Source organism: Eubacterium callanderi, from assembly GCF_900142645.1.
GTDB lineage: Bacteria > Bacillota > Clostridia > Eubacteriales > Eubacteriaceae > Eubacterium > Eubacterium callanderi.
In genome coordinates this window covers 1-18,658 of sequence record NZ_FRBP01000013.1, presented here as the reverse complement: position 1 = coordinate 18,658, position 18,658 = coordinate 1, and the positions used below count along the sequence as shown (strand labels likewise).

Here is an 18,658-nt window from a genome sequence, read left to right as displayed (position 1 = left end):
TTCTGCTAGATTCCCAGCTCTGCCATTTTATCGGCAATATCGCTGACGTCCATATTGTTGTAGTTGTCCCAATTTTCTGTGTTCCAGATTTCAAGCCGGTTGGAAACGCCGATGATCTTGGTTTCCTTTTCCAGCCGGGCATGCTTTCTGAGAGGCGCGGGAATGGAGATACGCCCCTGCTTGTCCAGCGCGCACTCGGAGGCGCCGCTGAAAAAGAAACGCGTAAAATCCCGGGCATCCTTGTCGGAGATGGGCAGGGTCCTGAGCTTGTTCACAAAGATCTCCCACTCTTCTGTCGAAAAGACAAAAAGGCAGCAGTCAAGCCCCTTGGTGATGACAAAGTCCTTGCCAAGCGCTTCCCTGAATTTGGACGGGATGATCAGACGGCCCTTGTCGTCAATATTATGCTCGTATTCACCAAAGAACATGCCAAACGCCACCCTTTCTTCCACAAATCCCCCACTTTATTGGGTCATTACACCAATTCTCCCCACATTATACCACAATGCACCACCCAGGGACAAGTTATTACCATCAATCTTAAAAAATTAAATATTTACTTTTGCTCTTTATTTTAATGATTTTTGGGTATTCCTTAAGCTGAAGTCCGTTTCAACCCACATTACCCCTTGTTCTGCGCGCTTTTTTAGTTTAATATAGTAGGGATTGATGCTGCTGACAAATTTAAAAATTTGTCAGCACCCATATTTTTCAACGTCATTAAATGATAAGGAGTACGTGTATAAATGAGAGCAGTAGTTACGGTCATTGGTAAGGACCGCACAGGAATTATTTACAATGTGTCCAAAATTCTGGCAGAGAGCAACGCCAACATTGAGGACATCAGCCAAACGGTTATGCAAGACTTTTTCACCATGATCATGCTGGTGGATGTCACCAAGATGACCTGCGATTTCGCGCAGCTTAAGGAAGAGCTGGAAGCGCTCAGCAAGACCATCGGCATGTCGATCCGCATTCAGCATGAAGACATTTTTAATGCCATGCATTCCATTTAAGAGGTGAGGCACAATGGCAATGTTTAAAGATGTGCTCGAAACCGTCCGCATGATCGAGAAGGAAAATCTGGATATCCGAACCATTACCATGGGGATCTCTCTGATGGACTGCATCGACGCCGACGGCGAAAAAGCCCGCCGCAAAATTTACGACAAAATCACCCGAATGGCTGAGCACCTGGTATCCCAGGGCGAACGCATCGAAACCGAGTTTGGCATTCCAATCGTCAATAAACGTGTCTCTGTGACGCCCATTTCGCTGATCGCGGGGGCCAGCAGCGACACCGACTATGTGGCCTACGCCGAAACCTTAGATAAAGCTGCCCACGAAATCGGCGTCAACTTTATCGGCGGGTTCTCTGCGCTGGTGCCCAAGGGCTTTACACGGGGCGATCTCAACCTGATCAACTCCATTCCCGAAGCGCTGGCCTGCACCGAACGTGTCTGCTCCTCTGTCAACCTTGGCTCGACCAAAACAGGGATCAACATGGATGCGGTTAAAATGATGGGCGAGATTGTCAAACAGACCGCTTACCTCACACGCGATGAGGACTCCATTGGCTGCGCCAAGCTGGTGGTCTTCTGCAACGCGGTCGAGGACAACCCCTTCATGGCAGGCGCCTACCACGGCATCGGCCAGCCGGACACCGTGCTGCACGTGGGTGTCAGCGGACCAGGCGTTGTCAAGAAAGCCCTTGAAAAACACCAGAACGCCAGCTTTGACGAGATGGCTGAGATCATTAAAAAAACCGCCTTCAAGATCACCCGCGCCGGCCAGCTTGTGGGCACCACGGTGGCAGAGCGCCTGGGCGTCCCCTTTGGCATCCTGGACCTCTCTCTGGCCCCAACGCCCGAAATCGGCGACTCGGTTGCCCGCATTCTTGAGGAGATGGGACTGGAACACTGCGGCGCCCACGGAACCACCGCGGCGCTGGCCATGCTCAACGACGCGGTTAAAAAGGGCGGCATCATGGCCTCCACCTCTGTTGGCGGCCTGAGCGGCGCTTTTATTCCTGTCAGTGAGGACGAGGGCATGATTGAGGCGGCCTCCATGGGCGCGCTGTCCCTTGACAAGCTGGAAGCCATGACCTGTGTCTGCTCAGTCGGGCTTGACATGATCGCCATTCCTGGCGATACCCCTGCCGCGACCATCTCCGGCATCATTGCTGACGAAGCGGCCATTGGCATGATCAACGCCAAAACCACCGCTGTCCGCCTGATCCCGGTATACGGCAAGGGCCTTGGCGAGTCTGCCTCCTTTGGCGGGCTGCTGGGTACCGCGCCCATCATGGCAGTCAATCCCAATGACTGTTCTGTCTTTGTGAACCGCGGCGGCAAAATTCCCGCTCCGATCCACAGCTTTAAAAATTAATAAAAATCGAACTTAAATTTAACGGCTGGCCCATGATAAATGACGAAACACAGGGCGCAACGCCCTTCGTCATTTTCCAGCGGCCAGCAAACAGGGGGAGAAAACATGGAAGATTTAAAAGTAGCAGTTTGTGTCTGTACAGAATGTGTGATGAAAGGCGCTATGGACATCATCGAATCCATCGAAAGCCTGAACGATGTTAAGGATGTCCTTGAGCTCTCACGCGGTATTTATATCGAAACGGTTAAATGTATCGGCGAGGCAAAGCATGGAATGAAATCCCCTATTGTTTCTGTCGGAAATGTTGTGATCGAAAAGGCAAATACGGAAACTGTTATGGCACAAATTCTTGAAATGACAAAATAATCAAGAAGGAAGTGAATTTGTAAATGAGAGGAATCTACACACCTGTGACCAAAATCCGCCGTCAGGTTTTTGCCGCCATCGCCAAGATGGCCTATGAGGGCGGCGATTACGCCAGTAGAGTGGAAGAAATCCCTTTTGAAATTATACCGGGCGAGGTCGCAAACTACCGCGACAGTGTCTTTAAGGAAAGAGCCATTATCGGTGAGCGCCTGCGTCTCGCCATTGGCCTGCCCTTATACCCGGTCGATCAGCCCTCCCCCATCTCCAGAGATGTGGAGGAAAGCGCCATCGCAGAAAAGGTCTATGATCCACCTCTGGTCAATGTTATTCCTTTTGCCTGTGACGCCTGTGAGCCTAAAGCCTTTATGGTGACGGACAACTGCCGGGGCTGTCTGGCACACCCCTGCGTATCAGTCTGTCCGGTAAACGCCGTCTACATGAAGGATGGCAAATCCCATATTGACAAGGAAAAATGCGTGCGGTGCGGGCGCTGCCGCGAGGCCTGCCCTTACGAGGCCATCGTAAAATATGACCGGCCCTGCGCGGCGGCCTGCGGCGTCGACGCCATTGAGAGCGACGAGCTGGGACGCGCCAAGATCAATTATGACAAGTGTGTTTCCTGCGGCATGTGCCTGGTCAACTGCCCCTTTGGCGCCATCGCAGATAAAACCCAGATTTTTCAGCTGATCCACGCCATCAAGGAGGGCGATGAGGTCATCGCTGAGATCGCCCCGGCCTTTGTAGGCCAGTTTGGCCCTCTGGCAACGCCAGAAAAGATCAAAGAAGCCATTAAGGCGCTGGGCTTTGCCGATGTGGTCGAGGTGGCCCTGGGCGCTGACCTGGGCGCTGTTGAGGAGGCCCACCACTATGTCAACAAAGTCGTTAAGGGGGACGATCCCTTTATCGGCACCTCCTGCTGCCCGTCCTGGTCTGTCATGGCCAAGACCAAATTTCCGGAGATTGCCCACTGCATTTCCGGTGAGCTGACCCCAATGGTCGCCACTGCCCGCATTATCAAAAAAGAACACCCCAAATCCCGGATTGTCTTTATCGGCCCCTGCGCAGCTAAAAAGCTGGAGGCCTCCAGAAAGAGTGTCCGCAGCGACGTGGACTTTGTCATTACCTTTGAGGAGCTCATGGGTATGTTCGTGGCCAAGGGCATTGAGTTCGGCGACCTTGAGGATGACGGCAGGCTGGACGACGCAACCGCGGCTGGCCGCGGCTACTCTGTGGCCGGTGGTGTGGCAGACGCCATCTGCAACGCAGTCCATGACCTCTACCCGGACGTGGATGTCAAGATCGACCGCGCCGAGGGCCTGAAGGAATGCCAGAAAATGCTGAAGCTGGCCCAGGCCGGCAAACGTGACGGCTACCTGCTAGAGGGCATGGCCTGTCCGGGCGGCTGTATTGGCGGCGCCGGCACGCTCATGCCGATTAAGAAAGCCGTCACAGCGGTTACCAAGTTCCAGAAGGAAGCCGATGAAAAACTGGCGACCAAGAGCGCCTATATGTCTGAGCTCAATCTGATGGACGACAAAAAATAAAGGCCCCAGAGCGCGTCTTTATAAAATATTTATACGATCCGCCAAGCCTTAACACCACCTTCACGCGCAACGTGATATGCTGTGCTTAAAGAAGGTGGAAACTATGGCAGATATCATTTTACTCTTAATACTAATTTTTGCCGGCATCGCGGGCTGTTTTGCCGCTTCCCATATCGACAGCTTTATCCGAAAGCTGCGCACTTACGGGTGGCGCAAGCTGTGAAGTGATCACGTATAACCAAAAAGATGACCGTCCAAAACGGGCGGTCATCTTTTTTGATACTCCCTCCCCACCCTGGGTATAAATGAAGCAGAAAGGCATTTATGCTGTTTATTATGAGGAGGAAAACAAAATGACCAAACACACCATTGCAGGCGAATTTGATAAGATAAAAAACAAGCTGCACCGCAAGGATAAAACCGAGCGTCCCAAAGAGCTGGACGTGGAGGATGTGATTTCAGAAGAAATTGACCTGAATTCAGAAGCGGCGGTAAACATCAGTGAGCACAACAGCCGTGAGCACACGAGCCACCCATCCATTGATGATATGACCCGGTAAAAGCACAAAAGCGGGCAGGCCCTCTGGCCTGTCCGCTTTTTATTTTCACTATCCGATAATGCGTTTAACTTCCTTTACCATGGCTTTACCAAGCAGCTCGTGCTGGTCTGCCTGAAGGTGGAGCCCATCCTCGTCGCTGCTCTTGACAACGGTTCCAGCGTCAAAGAACTCGACCCCGTAGGCTTCGGCCACGCCCTTATAGAACTGGGCAACATCCTTGGATTTTTCTTCGTTCCCTGCAAACATGTACTTGAACACGCCGTCTGCGATTGGCCCCAGCGGCGGCGGGCCTACCAGCAGCACCTTGGGCTCGCCGGTATAGTCTCCGACCTGATGCAGGGCCTTATCCACCAGAATACCCACGCCGTTGGCGATATCCTGCGGGGATACGGTGTAGCGCACCTTAAGGTCATTGGTGCCCACAAAGATGATGATCATGTCAAAGGGCGCCTGGGCATCCATGGTTGGAATGATCTGGTCCTTGCCGCAGCGGTATTCCTCGATGGGGTCGTTCCAGACCGTGGTGCGGCCGTTGAGCCCATCGGCGATAACCTTGTACCCGTCCCCCAGGCCGGCCTGCAGCACGCCTGGCCAGCGCACATCGTCATCCCAGCGTTCCAGCGGCTTGATCATGTCGTTTGAGGGCTTCCAGCCCCAGGTGTTTGAATCCCCAAAAATCAAAACAGTTTTTTTCATTCGATTACCTCCACTAAAATATATTTTAAGCCCAGAAGGCTCATTAACCAATGGTCTGCCACAGCGCCGGCTTGGTGACAGCCGCCGCCAGGGCGCCGTTATCAAGAGCTGCTGTCACCAGCTCCTCCTCCATGCCCAGCCCGCCTGCCAGAAGCGGCACCCGGATCTGGCGGAGGATGGCGTCATAAATGCTGCCCGGTATGGTCATGGGCATGACCAGCCCCGCGTCGGGCCGGCTCTCATTAATGCTCTGGACGCCTGTGGCCATGGCGTTGGTATCAATGAGGAACAGCCCCAGAATCGAGAGCATTTCTTCCTCCTTTATCCACCGCACACACTGGGGCTTCATGGTGATGACAGCATCCACCCCCAGCTTTGACAGAAAATCAATGCTGGTGCGGTCCCGGGCCAGCCCCTTGATGGAATCCTGGTGCACCACTGCCTTGCGGCCATACTGGTGAATCAGCCTGACAATTTTGGGCAGGGTATTGACATCCCCCAGCTTGAGCATGACGCAGGGCAGGCTGGTCTTTGTGAGCACACATTTCAGGCCCTCGGCCGAATTGACTGACGGGATGATCCGTGAGCCGGCGAGCAGCCGCTCCAGTTTAGACGTTTCCAAAACAATCCCTCCTAATTTTAGGTATAAAAAATCCGTATCATACCTCATCGCACAACAAACAGACGTTACACGGTGTAACAAGGTATAATACGGACAACTCTTAGACTCAAGTCCTTAAACTGATGATTAATTGTTTACATTATATGCTAATCCTTTTCAATTGTCAAGCTTTAAATCGGAGAAGCTGTACAGGACCCGCGGCCGGGCGTGTGAAAAAAATCGCAAGTTTGATTTAAGGTTCAAGTAAAAGGTATTTCAATGGAGAATTGAGAATGGAAAATGGAGAATTCACGTGCCCTTTTTCTAACGAAAAAGCGATTAAAGCAGCGGCCTATGGCCGCAATTAAACTCAAAATGCGCAGGCATTTTGTTCCTGTAATTCTCCATTCTCAATTCTTCGTTCTCCATTAACAAACCTCTACTGAACGCTTTACCTCCTAAGGCTAACGTTTTTTGACGCCAAAAGACGACCGCCCGTTTCGGACGGCCGTCTTTTTAATCATTCCAGCCCAGCACGTGTATGAGCCTGAAATCATAGTAGGCATACGCGCTGGCCGGATAGCTGATTCTGTCGGTTGTGTTGGAATTGATCAGATAGTCCTGAACCCTGCCGTCCTCGCCGTAGATCACATCGGTGATGATCACCGAGTGCCGCCATTCGCCGGTGGCGCCGTATTGCAGGACATCTCCGGGCTCGCCGGTATACAGGTTTGGATGAACCTCTGCCACCAGGCCGAAGCCACTGTTGTTTTCGGCGTAGTTATAGAACTCATCGACCCCTGCCCACGCCGGCGACCGGCCGTTTGGCTGGTTCCAGGTATCCACCTCATCGTCAAACCATTTCCACTGGGCATAGCCGTCCCAATCCATGGGGATGCCGCCCGCATACAGGCACTGCGAAATAAAATTATTGCAGTTGCCGCCGTAGCCGTCATAGAGAAACCAGTCCGGGTTGCGCTTTACGGTGAGGGGATCGACCCACTCCATGGCGTAGGCCACTGCCGCGTCCCGGTCATAGGGATGGCTGTGGGGCTTATCGGCTGCCGGGCTGTCTGCCGCTGTAAAGCGCTGGGCGTTCTGGTAATCGACCGCGGCCCTGGCGTTTTCAAGCAGCGAATCCCGGATCTGGTCCAGAACCTCCTGGACATTTTTGGGACCTTCACCCTCGGTTTCCTGTTCAAAGCATTCCTCGATGAGCAGGTAGCCGTCCTCCTCCTTTTCATGCGCCACAATGCGGTAGGCATCGCCGCTTTTCCGGAGTGTGAACTGATGCCGGATGCCGCTGCTGCTGGCATCGACCTCTGGGATAAAGGCAAAATTGACGATCTGGTCCTCCAACAACTCGATCTGCACGTCGCCGCCGGGCTGCGGGGCTGCGTTTACATAGGTGACGCCGATGCTGCAGGCATCCATTTTAAGGTCGTTTGGCTGCAGCTTTCTCACCCCGATCAGGTAGGAAAGCGCGGTCTGGTCGATGGCGGCGGCTTTGGCTGCCGATGCCTCTGCGGTGTCATAAAGGGCCGTGAGGTCCTGTTCCTCCAGGGAGGCCACACTGTCAAAATACAGGGTCATATAGTTTAGAATACAGTCCTCTGCCGCCGTGTCAAGGCCAAAAGACTGGATGTCGTTCCGGGCCGTTACGGTAATCTCCCGGGCTTGTGTCAATTCCTCCAGCTCTCTGAAGCTTCTGGACCAGTTCTCATAGGCCAGGGCACCGCCGGATACAAAATCATAGGCGGCCAGCCCCTCCAGAAAAACAATGGCCAGAATCAGAATGGTCAGAACCAGCTTGCTGCATGGCTGCACTGTTTGCTTTTTATCACTCATTCTGTTCTCCATTTGAAGGTATTCGCTTCATTATATCATTTTTGGAGCTGTCTGTGTGATAAAATTTCACTCTGTTCCTTCAAGAATCTGTCCCGAGGGCCTCCTCCAGACGCGCCAGCATGATCTGGCTGGTGCGGGTAAAGGCCTCCCGCTCCTCCTGTGTCATGGTGCCCAGGGCCTTTTCCTCAAAAGCGCTCAGGCTTTTTAACAGCTGTCCCGCATAGTCTGCACCTGTCTTGGTAAAAGCAATACGCTTGTTGCGTTTATCTGATGGGTCGGCCTTTTTTTCGACGATCCCTTTCCGGGTCAGCGCTTCCAGGATGGTGTTCACTGTCTGCTTAGGCAGCATCAGCTTCTCGCAGATCAGCCGCTGGTTACAGGTCTCCTGATACGCGTTCACTGTGTAGATCACAAACAGGGTATTGACCGTGATGCCCTGCCGCTTGGCCCATTTTTCGTACAGGGCGTTGCAGCTGAACCAGAAATCATAGTAGGCTCTAAGCGTGTTCTGAATACTATCCTGCATATTCTGCCTCCTTGCTTCTGAGTGTACTTTTGTGCAGCCCCCACAGAACCACGAGCACTGCCATGATCAGGGCCTGGGCGCCTGGCAGCGCCATCCACACCCCCTTGAGGCCAAAGAGCCTGGGCAGGATAAAAATGCACAGCGGCGTAAACAGTACCGGGTCCAGATAGACCAGCAGGGTGGAGTACAGCGTCTCGCCGCAGGCATAAAAATAGGAGGTGAACAGCTTGCCCAGCCCCATCATCGGAAAGGCCAGTCCCAAAATGGGCAGCGCTGACCGGATGACCGCCGCCGTCCCGGCCGAGGTGCCAAAAAAACCGGGCAGCAGGTCCACTGCCGGCACGCAGGCGATCAAAAACAGCGCCGAAAAGACGAGCACAGTCATCAGCCCTCTGTTTTTCAGCCGCCTCATGGCCGCATAGTCCCCGGCACCGCTCGCATAGCTGATCAGGGGCTGCATGCCCTCACCCACGCCCTCCAGCAGCAGCAGGACTGAGCCGATAAAATAATTGATGACCGCGTAGGCCGATACTGCCAGATCACCGCCGTAGGCCAGGCACTGCAGATTGTTATAGACCGTGATCACCGACGGCATCAGCGACAGGCCAAAGGGGGACACGCCAATTCTCAGCATCTTGACCATCATCCGCTTTTGAAGCCGGAAATGGCGCCTGCGGACAGGGTGCTCCCGGTCCCGGAAAAGGCAGATCAGGCTTCCGGCCACTGTCAGCGACTGGGCGATAATGGTGGCCAGCGCCGCGCCGGCCAGCCCCATGGGGACCACCATGGTTAAGCAGGCGTCCAGAATAATATTACAGACAAGACCTGTGCTCATGATCACCATGGCCTGGATGGTCTTGTGGCTGTTCCGGATCATGGGGATCAGGCCAGAGGCCAGTATCTGCATGCTGCCGCCAATGGAAATGATCCGGATATAGGCCATGGCCGCGTCGTACACCTCGCCCCTTGCCCCCAGGGCATATACGAGCACTGGGTTCATAAAGACCAGGAACAAGGTGAGCAGCGCGCTGGCTGCCACCAGCAGCATCAGGGTATTGGCCCGGGCCGCGTTGGCGTTTTCGTCACACCCCGCGCCCCGCGCTGTGGACATGAGCACAGAGCCGCCGACACCGATGCCCATGCCCAGGGCGATGAGCACCGCTGTAATAGGCCATACAAGGCCAATGCCCGCCAAGCCCACATCACCGACAGCATGCCCCACAAAAAAGCCGTCTACAATGGTATAAAGCCCGCTTAAAAACATGGTAAACATGGAGGGCAGGACAAACTTAAAAAACTTTTTATCAACCGCTTGCGCTTTCATTTTTCACCTCACCAAATTAGTCCGGTTTCGGACTAATAAATTTTAACACAGCCTTAAAGAAAATGCAAACCAAAGTTTCGCCTGGCCTTTTTGGCAAAAGCGTGTTATAATTATTTAAACAAAATAATTAGCACGCAAAGGAGTTGACAGCCATGCGCTATGAAGGACGCGTATTCCGGCCGCCCAGCGAGGCCTACAGCCTGATTATCCAGGCTACCGTGGGGTGCAGCCATAACAAATGCCGTTTCTGCGATATGTATAAAGAAAAAAGCTTCCATGTCCCCCCTCTCGAGGACGTCATTGGGGACCTGAAGCAGGCCCGGGAGGCCTATGGCCCTGTAAACAGGATTTTTCTGGCCGATGGGGACGCCCTGGTCCGCCGTTTTTCGGATCTGGAGGCCATTCTGGGCGCCATCCAGGAAATCTTTCCGGAGTGCGGCCGGGTCACCAGCTACGGCTCGCCCAGAAGTATCCTGATTAAGACACCGGAGCAGCTTAGAAGGCTCAGAGCCCTGGGGCTTAAGATGATTTACATGGGTCTGGAATCGGGCAGCGACGCCATTCTCTCCCATGTGAACAAGGGTGAGACCGCCGCCGAGATCATAAAAGCCGGCCGGATGGTGCGTGAAGCGGGGATGAAGCTGTCGGTCACGGCCATCTCCGGCCTTGGCGGCAAAGCCCGCTGGCAGGAGCACGCAGTCAAAACGGCAGAAGCACTGAACGCTATGAACCCCGAGTACATCGGTCTGCTCACCTTCCGGCTGGAAGGCCAGGCGCCCATGATCCCCGAGGTAGAGCGCGGTGATTTCCAGATGCTCACCCCCATCGAGGTGGCCCGGGAGACCCTGCTGATGATGGAGCACCTGGACAGCCCCGGCTCGGTATTCCGTTCCAACCATATCTCAAACTATATCAACCTGTCCGGTACCCTGAACCAGGACAAGCCCCGGATGCTCGCAGAGCTTCACGAGGCCCTTGGAGGCCGCGTGGCCTTTAAGAGTGAGGAAATGCGCAACTGGGACCTTAAATTTCACTGATACTAAAAAGACTGTTCATTTTTTGAACAGTCTTTTTTAAATGCTCTGATTTTATTATGTAATAAACGACATTTGTGTCATTTATACACACTTTTGGGAAAGGCCTTGTGTTTAAGGCGATTTTTAAAATACATCGCTTTCCATTTCGCTAAATTTTTAAATTTCAACATGAATATAACCGTGCGCATAATAAGGCAGGACGTTTAAGCCCACATCCTTTGCCGCCCCGGCCAGCTCTCCCACCGCCACACCGGGGCAGTAAAGATCTGCGGCGCAGCCCCGCATGTGAAAAGACCACGCCACCCCGCCCACCTCTGCGTTGCGCGCCTCACAGCGCACACCGGAGGTAATGATCACGGGCTGTCCAAAAACACCGCGCAGGGCCTCAATCTTATCGAGGAGCGCGGGGTTCATGGGACAGGGCCAGCCGCCGCAGTAGCCACCGCAGTCACAGCGGTACTCTGTCTTTTTTCTCAAATCTCGCATTTAAAGCCGATTTTCAAGAGTATTTAAATCATTTCTAACAGAATTCTAACAAGCTGTATCTCTCTCATTTTTCTTGCCATTGATCAAAGCGACAATTTTATTTGGAATTTCATTTTGAATTTTCTCTTCGACATGTGCATAGATATTCATGGTGGTATCAATGCTTCCATGCCCCATATACTCCATGATCTCTCTTGAAGAAAAAAGCGGGTTTCCCTCTTTCGTTCTCGCATTAATCATTAAGGAACAGCATGTATGTCTAAGATCGTATAAACGCATCTTACGAAATCCATTCTTTTCGAGCGATCTTTGAAAACTTTTATTTAAAGCGCCTTCATGGTAAGGCTCGCCGTTTGGTTTGAGAAAAACAAAATCATGCTCTTGTTTATAATAACTGTTACCATAATAATTTGCTTCTCTTTCTTGCTCGATTTTTACCTTTTTTAATATTTCAATGGCCTCATTTGATAACATAAAAGAACGGTAGCTATAACTGGTTTTTAACGTTTTTTTATACACCATCTTTGAACGTACTTGTACGGCACTAAAATTTATCTTCATTTTTCCCTGTTCCAGATCAATCGATTGCCATCTTAATCCGAGCAGTTCACTTGGCCTGAGACCATAATTAATCGCAATATAGACCATGGGATAAAGGAAATCTGCTTGTACAATCTCTAATACCATGTTAACTTCACTTGCTTTTAAATAATCAAAACGGTTTTTTTGATTGTTTTTTACTTCAGTCGGAACAATACACTTTGCTTTACTATATGGATTGTCTATTATTAATTCATTATCCTCTGCTGCATGGAAAATATTACCAACGACTTTTCGGATATGGCCTACTGTACTTGATTTTTTTCCTTCTTTATAGAGATGTTGATAAAAGCTTTCCAGGTCTTTTTTAGTCACTTCATTTAATTTGAGTTTCAACGGCTTAAAGTATTTGATAATATTGCTCCTAATAATATCTTTATAGCGCTCAGCCGTCACTTCAGCGTATCGAAAAGCATTATCATTAATCCATTGTTGCGCATAATCAATAAATAAAATGTCCGATGATGTATGCAGTGAAAGCTCTAATTCCTTACGCTTTTCTTCTAGCAATGGAGCAAGCTTATTCTTTTCGCGATCACTACCTGTTTTTACCGGAATGCCTGTTTTTAACCATGGCTGTTTTCTCTTTCCATCACCATCCTTATAATCACATACTACATACCAGAAATTATTTTTCTTTTGCAGTGTTGCTTTTACTTTAAATTCTTGTTTTTTCATAACGATACTCCTACCGTCCCATCACTACAGATTCAGTATAACAGGATTAAATGTATGAGACAATTATGCGTTGCTAGCTTTGGTATATTCGATCACCGCTGCTTTTTGAATAACCCAGTGTCCAGTTCGATCTTTTTTCGCCTTTATCTGGCCACTTTGTAACAAATTATAAGCTTTGTTTTTTCCTATTTTTAACATTTTAGTCAAATCTTGAACTAAAATAATATCGTCATATCGATTAAACATTTTAATACCACCTTCTATAGTGATTTGTTATCTATATTAGCCAAATAATATTATTGCCGGTTTGCCATACACCACCGGCTAGGCATTATCTGGATAAGGTTTTTGGTGAGAAAACCACGAAAGCAAAGGGAATCCACCTTTCTTCACTCCATATCACACAAAGTGCAGCACGTAACCGTCGCATTGCCCTTTCTCCAGCGTCATCGCGAAAAATCTACCACGATTTTTTTATAGCCATGGTTCATCGTCAAGCGCCCATTCTAACGTCGCTCCATGCCGGATTAAGGTTTTTACCCAGATAATCTTCATTTAGTTTTCAAAGACCAGGAAAACAATTGCTTTCAATTTGAGAGTTTTGCTCGATTAAAATCTTTAAAACTCCCTCTATTTATATAAAGGAAAAAAAAGCGTTTTTTAGAATGATTTTTTTTAAACGCATTATTTTTTAAGTATTATTTAAGGTTTCTTGCTGCTCATTGTTTCCGAATATCTGTTCTTATATTTTTATTTACACTTAATTTCAAAATAAGCAAATGCGCTATACGGAATCTTACACTTGACATTTTTCAGATATCGTTATAATATAATATTAATAAAAACATTTGTTTGTTATTTATGTAAACATAAGTTTTGTCCAGTTTTATGTTTATACACTGAATTTATGTCCCGTTAAAAATTGATAAGTGAGGTCCACAATAATGAACGTTTCTGCCAAACAGCTCCCACCTAGTGCATCAGCGGGAAATCTTGATCACATTTATCTTTGCATTGATTTAAAATCATTTTATGCGTCGGTGGAATGTGTTGAACGTGGTCTTGACCCTTTGACGACCAACCTGGTTGTCGCTGATGTGACGCGTACTCAGAAAACAATCTGTCTGGCGGTCTCCCCTGCCTTGAAAGCCTATGGCATTCCTGGCAGACCCCGCCTTTTCGAGGTTGAACAAAAGTTAAAAGGCATCAAATTGCGAACGGGCAGGGAGATCCCTTATATTGCTGCACCTCCAAGAATGCAGCTTTACATTGATTACAGTGCCCGGATATACGCAGTATATCTTCAATATGTCTCTGAAGAGGATATCCATGTGTATAGTATCGACGAAGTTTTTATGGACATAACCCATTACCTTTCGACCAATCGCAATAAAAACGGACAGCCCATAACCGCGCGTGAGCTGGCAAAGATGATCATTCAGGAGGTTTGGGCAACCACGGGCATTACCGCCACTGCCGGTATCGGAACCAATCTTTATCTGGCCAAAATCGCAATGGATATTGTGGCAAAGCATGTCAAAGCGGATGCGGACGGCGTCCGGATTGCTGAGCTCAACGAAACCAATTATCGACAGCTTCTGTGGGATCACCGGCCACTCACAGATTTCTGGCGCATCGGGCGGGGCATTGCCAAAAGGCTTGAAAAAAAAGGGCTTTATACCATGGGGGATGTGGCCAGAATGAGCTTGCAGGGCGCTGACACAAACGGGTATGGTGAGAATCTTCTTTTCAATGAATTTGGCATTGACGCGGAACTCCTCATTGATCATGCCTGGGGGATTGAGCCTTGTACCATGGCCGACATCAAGCATTATAAGCCCAGCACTCACTCTATTTCCTCCGGTCAGGTGCTTCCCCATGCCTATGATTTTAAAAAGGGACGGTTGATCGTCCAGGAAATGGTGGATCTGCTCGTGTATGACCTGATCGAAAAAGATCTGGTCACAGCCAGTATTACCCTGCATATCGGCTATGACAAAGATGGTCTGAAGGAATCTCATTACCGCGGAGGTGTTCACATTGATCATTTTGGCCGCGCAGTACCGAAGCCGGCGCATGGCACCGAAAAGTTAACCGATGCTGGTGGCCAGGCGATTTACAGTCATTCAACAAAGAAAATTATGAACGCTGTCCTTAAGCTCTATGACCGGATCATTGACAGGAAGCTCATGCTGCGAAGGGTGTCTCTGACTTTCAATGATGTCGAATCCGCTGTTGCCCGTAAAGTAATCTGCCGACAAGTCAGCATGTTCACAGAAGATGTCCTGGAACAAGAGCAGGAAGACCAAGAGCAAAGGATACAACAGGCATTATTTCGAATAAAGCAGAAATACGGAAACAACGCTGTTTTTAAGGGCATGAATCTACAGGAGGGCGCAACAACGATGGAACGCAACAATCAAATCGGAGGCCATAAAGCTTAGATGATCTTTCAGTACGATTTAACAGGAGGTTTTCTTAGATGGAAAACAATGATTTCAGTTACAAGGATATCATTGATCAGGTCCGTCCCATTTCGAAGCGGCACTTGCCTATGGCGAATGCGGACCGGGCAAAGCAGTTCAGCCCTTTCGCCGCCCTGAAGGGCTACGAGGAGGCGCTACAGTTAAAACAAAAAAGATACACGCGGCGAATCGAATTGTCAGAAGATGCGAAAAGCCTCCTTGATCGCAAACTGCATATCTTAAGTCAATGGCTGGAAAATGGGCGGAAACCAGTGGTGACAATCCGCTATTTTGTGCCAAAACCAGTGCGCAATCCTGGAAAAACACTGGACGAAAATGACATAGAACTAGGGTCTTATCTGGAAATCAGCGGTGCAGTGGAAAAAATTAATTCAGAGACGCGGCGCATTCAAATATCCGGCGAATTGCTTGCCGTCGATGATGTGGTTGATCTTCAAGAAGGTCCTTTAACGGGCACTTCTGAAAAATCGGTCTGTATTTTTGAGGCGGACTGTGTTTGACCTATTTTAAAGGACGCTCACAAAATGCGAGCGTCCTTTTATCCATTAGCTTTCAATCATTTTTCTTAATTTCTGTAAAATTCTCTTCCGCTGTTTGTATACTGTGTCAATAGAAATACCCTGTCGGTTGGCTAACGCCTTCACTGTCTGATCTTCAAAATAAAGCGCTTTAATCAGAGCTGCTTCATCCTTATTTAACCGCGACAATGCTTTCCTGAGTTCTTCTAGCAACAGACCCGTTTCGACAATTTTATGCACGTCCACTTCCTTAACACTGATCGCTTCTTTTTCCCGATGGGTTTGTTCTTTTAAAGTCTCATAAGAAATCGCACGGTACTCTTCATCCAATGCTTTTAAATAATCCTGTCGCTCCTTATCGCGATAAAAATCTCGATAATCCTGTTGACCAACTTCCAGTAAAGCGCCCCCAACGGGTATAAACCACCTTTTTGAAAAAGCTTCTGGATCAAGTTCTTTCATTCTCTTTAATTCACTATAAGTCATTTTGCGATATTTTGAATGATCCTTTATATAACAGGCCGCTTCTGGACTAAACTCTTTTTGCTTATGTTTCATGTTTGTTCCTCCAATCAATTTGTTTTAAAACAAACGGTTTAGAGGCGGACCGCGTTTAGGATCGCACAAAAAAAGGGTACACTTACCGGTAGCGGTAAATGTGCCCTTTTGATAATAAAAGATTTTAATATTATTTTCTTGATAGTGATTTAAAGAACATTGACGATATAAAGAAATATCCAATAAAAAAGGACTTTACCATATTGTTTACTAACTGGTAAAATGAGTAAAATGCCCTGACGCCTTTCTCCAAAGATCCTTTTTAAAACCTCCATTAAAAAAGCCTGTCAGTCAACCGCTCATTTCGGGCGTTCGTTTTATACAGATTGAACCGCTTCTTGTGGGTCCAGGTCGCCAAACAGATTGAATCCGGCAATGATGTAGGTTAGATCGCCAAATTCTACCAGTAAGAAGTTTTTATAAACACCGTTGATAGTGATGTTTCTAAAGGCAAAAGCATGATTGCCGTTGCCCGTTCCTTTGGTCAAGTGGTTCTTAAAGCTTTTTCGGTTTCCCATCCTTCCATTCCAGTAAACTCAGCTCTCTGAAAAGCCTAGAAGCGGAAACTCGAGTCATTCTGGATCACACTGGACACATAAAGCCGATGCCCTTAAAATTGCCCGTTATGACCTTGATAATTGGGCGGAATTACGACAGTATATGTCGGTGGATACCATTCGAATTAAAAACTTTAAACCGGCCATACGGCCTTTATACGAAAAACAAAACGGCCCTTAAAACAATCTCATTTCCCTTTTAGACCACACTTATCTGGGAGTCAATGAACTTTTCATGCGTCCTATCTGTAAGGATGGTCACCAGAAATGGGTGGATTTTCCGGATTTTCCCTCCACCTTCTAGCAAGGAGGGTCTTCCTTAAGCTCAAACGCCTTTACACACCGTTATCATAAGTAGAGTAAGCATCACGGTTATTCCTTTTCTTCAGCAAAAGCCACTGTAATTCACGTCACTTCTAAAGAAGCAGATCGCAATCTTTCCAAAGGATTCTTTGACAAAAATGCTCATTCAATAGGCAGTACAGTCACTCAACGCCCTTTCCAAAGCCGCCTTTTCCATTCGTTTGAAAACGAAAGACCTCGTACAACAACTCCCGGAATACCCAGTGGTCATGGCCATGTATAGCGTTGGCCATTCTCTTGGTCCGCAGCTCATGGCTGAAATTGGCGATGTTCGAAGATTTCACAAAAGAAACTCCCTTACTGCCTTTGCTGGTGTTAATCCAAAGATCAATCAATTAGGAAACCACGAGATTAAGAGCACTGCTACACCGAAGCGTGATTCCCCGGAACTCCAAAAACTCTTTTCTTAGTCATGGAGACCTTGATTAAGAATTCTTATGCGATGATCCTGTTTTTCAGGTTATGAATAAAAAACGGGCAGAAGAAAAGCCTTACTATGTCTACATGACTGCTAGTGCCAATAAGTTTCTGCGCATTTATACGGAAAAGTTCTGAAGTCTCTGGCTACTCTTGATGCCTTAGAATAAACACCTTGCTTTTGCTTTTTTCTCTTTTCCATACCGACCTTTTTCCTACAGTCTTTTTAACGTGCTTTTTTTCTGCATTATCTTTTTTCATTTTTTGCTTGACTATGCTTTACAGGTTTTATTTGCAGTCTTTTTATTTCAACAGTTATTTTCGACTAAAAATATGCTTAATATAAGTTTTAAGGTCCTAATTTTATATATCTTATTTTATTTAAACGAACCCTGACCTCTTTTTTAACCAGGGTTCGTAACATGTATTCCCTTTAGACGAGTATAATCCTTCTATTTTTCAATAAAATAAAATATATTTACTGTTTATTTTGTATGTTTTTCTTCTTTTTTCCGTTTTTTCGCAAAACCTACTCCCAGTAAGGCACCAATAGAGCTCAGTAATCCAGCCACCTGTAATCCACCATTTCCGATATATCCTGTATTTGGACCTTTAATGGCTGTCTTATCCGTTGCTGTCTGCTCTTCATTTTCAATGTCTACTTTACCGATTGGCGTGATGTCGATCATCGGAATGGAATTCGGATCCTTTGGATCGGAACCCTTATCCAGCTCTTCCTGATTTGTGACTCCATCATTGTCATCATCATTATCTTTTATATCCGGAGTTCCATCTCCGTCAGTGTCTCGTTGAACCGTAATGGTGATTTCTTTTTCCACCTTTGAGCCATCTTTGTTTGTCACAGTCACTGTGGTTGTGAAGTCTCTTTCTTCTTCATCCTTGCCCCAGTCTTGTACATCAACGGTACCACTAATCGTTTTATCCGTATCGTCATAGGTTACCCCATTCGGCAACTTAGAACCATCAACTACTACTGTCGCGTCTTTGTCCGACGGTTTTATAACGATATCTTTAATGGCTGTCTTATCTGTTGCTGTCTGCCCTTCATTTTCAATATCTACTTTACCGATTGGCGTGATGTCGA

Annotated in this window: 21 protein-coding genes and 1 pseudogene; 9 read left to right on the top strand and 13 right to left on the bottom strand. The window is 48.2% G+C overall.

Going from position 1 to position 18,658, the window contains the following annotated elements:
- Positions 1-5: 5 nt before the first annotated feature.
- On the bottom strand, positions 6-428 hold the full coding sequence (gene mraZ / locus BUC22_RS16850; protein WP_013380837.1) for a division/cell wall cluster transcriptional repressor MraZ: 423 nt from the start codon (positions 426-428) through the stop codon (positions 6-8).
- Positions 429-746: 318 nt separating this feature from the next.
- On the opposite strand from mraZ, the gene BUC22_RS16845 reads away from it, so the two are divergent.
- The 5 genes from BUC22_RS16845 to BUC22_RS16825 all read left to right on the top strand — a co-directional run bounded on the left by BUC22_RS16845 (position 747) and on the right by BUC22_RS16825 (position 4,858).
- Positions 747-1,016 carry an ACT domain-containing protein gene (locus BUC22_RS16845; protein ID WP_013380838.1) on the top strand — a complete coding sequence of 90 codons (270 nt, stop codon included), beginning with the start codon at positions 747-749 and terminating at the stop codon, positions 1,014-1,016.
- Positions 1,017-1,029: 13 nt separating this feature from the next.
- A complete protein-coding gene (locus BUC22_RS16840) occupies positions 1,030-2,388 on the top strand; it encodes a PFL family protein (RefSeq protein WP_013380839.1) in 1,359 nt (452 codons plus the stop codon).
- 105 nt (positions 2,389-2,493) lie between these two features.
- Positions 2,494-2,754: an NAD(P)H-dependent oxidoreductase subunit E gene (locus BUC22_RS16835; RefSeq protein WP_013380840.1), complete on the top strand. Its 261-nt coding sequence runs from the start codon at positions 2,494-2,496 to the stop codon at positions 2,752-2,754.
- A gap of 23 nt (positions 2,755-2,777) precedes the next feature.
- Positions 2,778-4,298, top strand: coding sequence for a 4Fe-4S dicluster domain-containing protein (locus BUC22_RS16830; RefSeq protein WP_013380841.1), 1,521 nt, complete (start codon positions 2,778-2,780; stop codon positions 4,296-4,298).
- A 353-nt stretch (positions 4,299-4,651) separates the two neighbouring features.
- The gene (locus tag BUC22_RS16825) at positions 4,652-4,858 is read left to right on the top strand and encodes a hypothetical protein (RefSeq protein ID WP_041689882.1); all 207 of its coding nucleotides are present in this window, start codon (positions 4,652-4,654) and stop codon (positions 4,856-4,858) included.
- 48 nt (positions 4,859-4,906) lie between these two features.
- On the opposite strand, the gene BUC22_RS16820 is transcribed toward BUC22_RS16825, so the two are convergent.
- From BUC22_RS16820 to BUC22_RS16800, 5 genes are all read right to left on the bottom strand, one after another.
- On the bottom strand, positions 4,907-5,554 hold the full coding sequence (locus BUC22_RS16820) for an SGNH/GDSL hydrolase family protein (RefSeq protein WP_013380844.1): 648 nt from the start codon (positions 5,552-5,554) through the stop codon (positions 4,907-4,909).
- A 43-nt stretch (positions 5,555-5,597) separates the two neighbouring features.
- A complete protein-coding gene (locus tag BUC22_RS16815) occupies positions 5,598-6,176 on the bottom strand; it encodes a glycerol-3-phosphate responsive antiterminator (RefSeq protein ID WP_013380845.1) in 579 nt (192 codons plus the stop codon).
- Positions 6,177-6,671: 495 nt separating this feature from the next.
- On the bottom strand, positions 6,672-8,003 hold the full coding sequence (locus BUC22_RS16810; protein WP_013380847.1) for an amidase domain-containing protein: 1,332 nt from the start codon (positions 8,001-8,003) through the stop codon (positions 6,672-6,674).
- 79 nt (positions 8,004-8,082) lie between these two features.
- Entirely contained in the window at positions 8,083-8,529 is a 447-nt protein-coding gene (locus BUC22_RS16805) for a MarR family winged helix-turn-helix transcriptional regulator (RefSeq protein ID WP_013380848.1), read from the bottom strand.
- Positions 8,519-9,853, bottom strand: a complete 1,335-nt coding sequence (locus tag BUC22_RS16800) for an MATE family efflux transporter (RefSeq protein ID WP_013380849.1) — start codon at positions 9,851-9,853, stop codon at positions 8,519-8,521. Before BUC22_RS16800 ends, BUC22_RS16805 begins: the two co-directional genes overlap by 11 nt.
- Positions 9,854-10,005: 152 nt before the next feature.
- Here BUC22_RS16800 and BUC22_RS16795 point away from each other — a divergent pair, with 152 nt between their 5' ends.
- Positions 10,006-10,890 (top strand): radical SAM protein, encoded by an 885-nt coding sequence (locus BUC22_RS16795; RefSeq protein WP_013380850.1) that lies wholly within the window; start codon positions 10,006-10,008, stop codon positions 10,888-10,890.
- A gap of 156 nt (positions 10,891-11,046) precedes the next feature.
- Here BUC22_RS16795 and BUC22_RS16790 read toward each other — a convergent pair.
- The 3 genes and pseudogenes from BUC22_RS16790 to BUC22_RS16780 all read right to left on the bottom strand — a co-directional run.
- A pseudogene (locus BUC22_RS16790) lies at positions 11,047-11,352 on the bottom strand (YcbK family protein); the annotation flags it as partial.
- A 69-nt stretch (positions 11,353-11,421) separates the two neighbouring features.
- Entirely contained in the window at positions 11,422-12,654 is a 1,233-nt protein-coding gene (locus BUC22_RS16785; protein WP_073383275.1) for a tyrosine-type recombinase/integrase, read from the bottom strand.
- Between the two features lie 63 nt (positions 12,655-12,717).
- Positions 12,718-12,900 (bottom strand): helix-turn-helix domain-containing protein, encoded by a 183-nt coding sequence (locus BUC22_RS16780; protein ID WP_073383272.1) that lies wholly within the window; start codon positions 12,898-12,900, stop codon positions 12,718-12,720.
- 698 nt (positions 12,901-13,598) lie between these two features.
- On the opposite strand from BUC22_RS16780, the gene BUC22_RS16775 reads away from it, so the two are divergent.
- Together BUC22_RS16775 and BUC22_RS16770 are read left to right on the top strand one after the other, a co-directional pair.
- A complete protein-coding gene (locus tag BUC22_RS16775; RefSeq protein ID WP_073383271.1) occupies positions 13,599-15,098 on the top strand; it encodes a Y-family DNA polymerase in 1,500 nt (499 codons plus the stop codon).
- 38 nt (positions 15,099-15,136) lie between these two features.
- Positions 15,137-15,640: a YolD-like family protein gene (locus tag BUC22_RS16770; protein WP_073383268.1), complete on the top strand. Its 504-nt coding sequence runs from the start codon at positions 15,137-15,139 to the stop codon at positions 15,638-15,640.
- Between the two features lie 45 nt (positions 15,641-15,685).
- Here BUC22_RS16770 and BUC22_RS16765 read toward each other — a convergent pair whose 3' ends face one another.
- The 3 genes from BUC22_RS16765 to BUC22_RS22365 form a co-directional block, all read right to left on the bottom strand.
- Positions 15,686-16,216: a sigma-70 family RNA polymerase sigma factor gene (locus tag BUC22_RS16765; RefSeq protein ID WP_073383266.1), complete on the bottom strand. Its 531-nt coding sequence runs from the start codon at positions 16,214-16,216 to the stop codon at positions 15,686-15,688.
- Between the two features lie 317 nt (positions 16,217-16,533).
- The gene (locus tag BUC22_RS22155; RefSeq protein ID WP_200805553.1) at positions 16,534-16,734 is read right to left on the bottom strand and encodes a hypothetical protein; all 201 of its coding nucleotides are present in this window, start codon (positions 16,732-16,734) and stop codon (positions 16,534-16,536) included.
- Between the two features lie 524 nt (positions 16,735-17,258).
- Positions 17,259-17,420 carry a hypothetical protein gene (locus BUC22_RS22365; RefSeq protein WP_242946570.1) on the bottom strand — a complete coding sequence of 54 codons (162 nt, stop codon included), beginning with the start codon at positions 17,418-17,420 and terminating at the stop codon, positions 17,259-17,261.
- Between BUC22_RS22365 and BUC22_RS22360 the strand changes: the two genes are divergently transcribed.
- Positions 17,346-17,546: a transposase gene (locus BUC22_RS22360; protein ID WP_341465654.1), complete on the top strand. Its 201-nt coding sequence runs from the start codon at positions 17,346-17,348 to the stop codon at positions 17,544-17,546. The genes BUC22_RS22365 and BUC22_RS22360 overlap by 75 nt on opposite strands.
- Positions 17,547-18,038: 492 nt before the next feature.
- Here the strand turns inward: BUC22_RS22360 and BUC22_RS16755 are convergent.
- On the bottom strand, positions 18,039-18,658 hold a 620-nt coding region (locus BUC22_RS16755), incomplete at its 5' end, for an LPXTG cell wall anchor domain-containing protein (RefSeq protein WP_143163946.1).

Excerpts from the sequence above, each read along its gene's own strand:
- BUC22_RS16785 (WP_073383275.1), bottom strand. The coding sequence starts at position 12,654 with ATGAAAAAACAAGAATTTAAAGTAAAAGCAACACTGCAAAAGAAAAAT.
- BUC22_RS16835 (WP_013380840.1), top strand. The coding sequence starts at position 2,494 with ATGGAAGATTTAAAAGTAGCAGTTTGTGTCTGTACAGAATGTGTGATG.
- mraZ (WP_013380837.1), bottom strand. The coding sequence starts at position 428 with ATGTTCTTTGGTGAATACGAGCATAATATTGACGACAAGGGCCGTCTG.
- BUC22_RS16775 (WP_073383271.1), top strand. The coding sequence starts at position 13,599 with ATGAACGTTTCTGCCAAACAGCTCCCACCTAGTGCATCAGCGGGAAAT.
- BUC22_RS16780 (WP_073383272.1), bottom strand. The coding sequence starts at position 12,900 with ATGTTTAATCGATATGACGATATTATTTTAGTTCAAGATTTGACTAAA.
- BUC22_RS16810 (WP_013380847.1), bottom strand. The coding sequence starts at position 8,003 with ATGAGTGATAAAAAGCAAACAGTGCAGCCATGCAGCAAGCTGGTTCTG.
- BUC22_RS16840 (WP_013380839.1), top strand. The coding sequence starts at position 1,030 with ATGGCAATGTTTAAAGATGTGCTCGAAACCGTCCGCATGATCGAGAAG.
- BUC22_RS16845 (WP_013380838.1), top strand. The coding sequence starts at position 747 with ATGAGAGCAGTAGTTACGGTCATTGGTAAGGACCGCACAGGAATTATT.
- BUC22_RS16830 (WP_013380841.1), top strand. The coding sequence starts at position 2,778 with ATGAGAGGAATCTACACACCTGTGACCAAAATCCGCCGTCAGGTTTTT.
- BUC22_RS16770 (WP_073383268.1), top strand. The coding sequence starts at position 15,137 with ATGGAAAACAATGATTTCAGTTACAAGGATATCATTGATCAGGTCCGT.
- BUC22_RS22155 (WP_200805553.1), bottom strand. The coding sequence starts at position 16,734 with ATGGGAAACCGAAAAAGCTTTAAGAACCACTTGACCAAAGGAACGGGC.
- BUC22_RS16800 (WP_013380849.1), bottom strand. The coding sequence starts at position 9,853 with ATGAAAGCGCAAGCGGTTGATAAAAAGTTTTTTAAGTTTGTCCTGCCC.
- BUC22_RS16765 (WP_073383266.1), bottom strand. The coding sequence starts at position 16,216 with ATGAAACATAAGCAAAAAGAGTTTAGTCCAGAAGCGGCCTGTTATATA.
- BUC22_RS22360 (WP_341465654.1), top strand. The coding sequence starts at position 17,346 with ATGGCCATGTATAGCGTTGGCCATTCTCTTGGTCCGCAGCTCATGGCT.
- BUC22_RS16820 (WP_013380844.1), bottom strand. The coding sequence starts at position 5,554 with ATGAAAAAAACTGTTTTGATTTTTGGGGATTCAAACACCTGGGGCTGG.
- BUC22_RS16825 (WP_041689882.1), top strand. The coding sequence starts at position 4,652 with ATGACCAAACACACCATTGCAGGCGAATTTGATAAGATAAAAAACAAG.
- BUC22_RS16795 (WP_013380850.1), top strand. The coding sequence starts at position 10,006 with ATGCGCTATGAAGGACGCGTATTCCGGCCGCCCAGCGAGGCCTACAGC.
- BUC22_RS16805 (WP_013380848.1), bottom strand. The coding sequence starts at position 8,529 with ATGCAGGATAGTATTCAGAACACGCTTAGAGCCTACTATGATTTCTGG.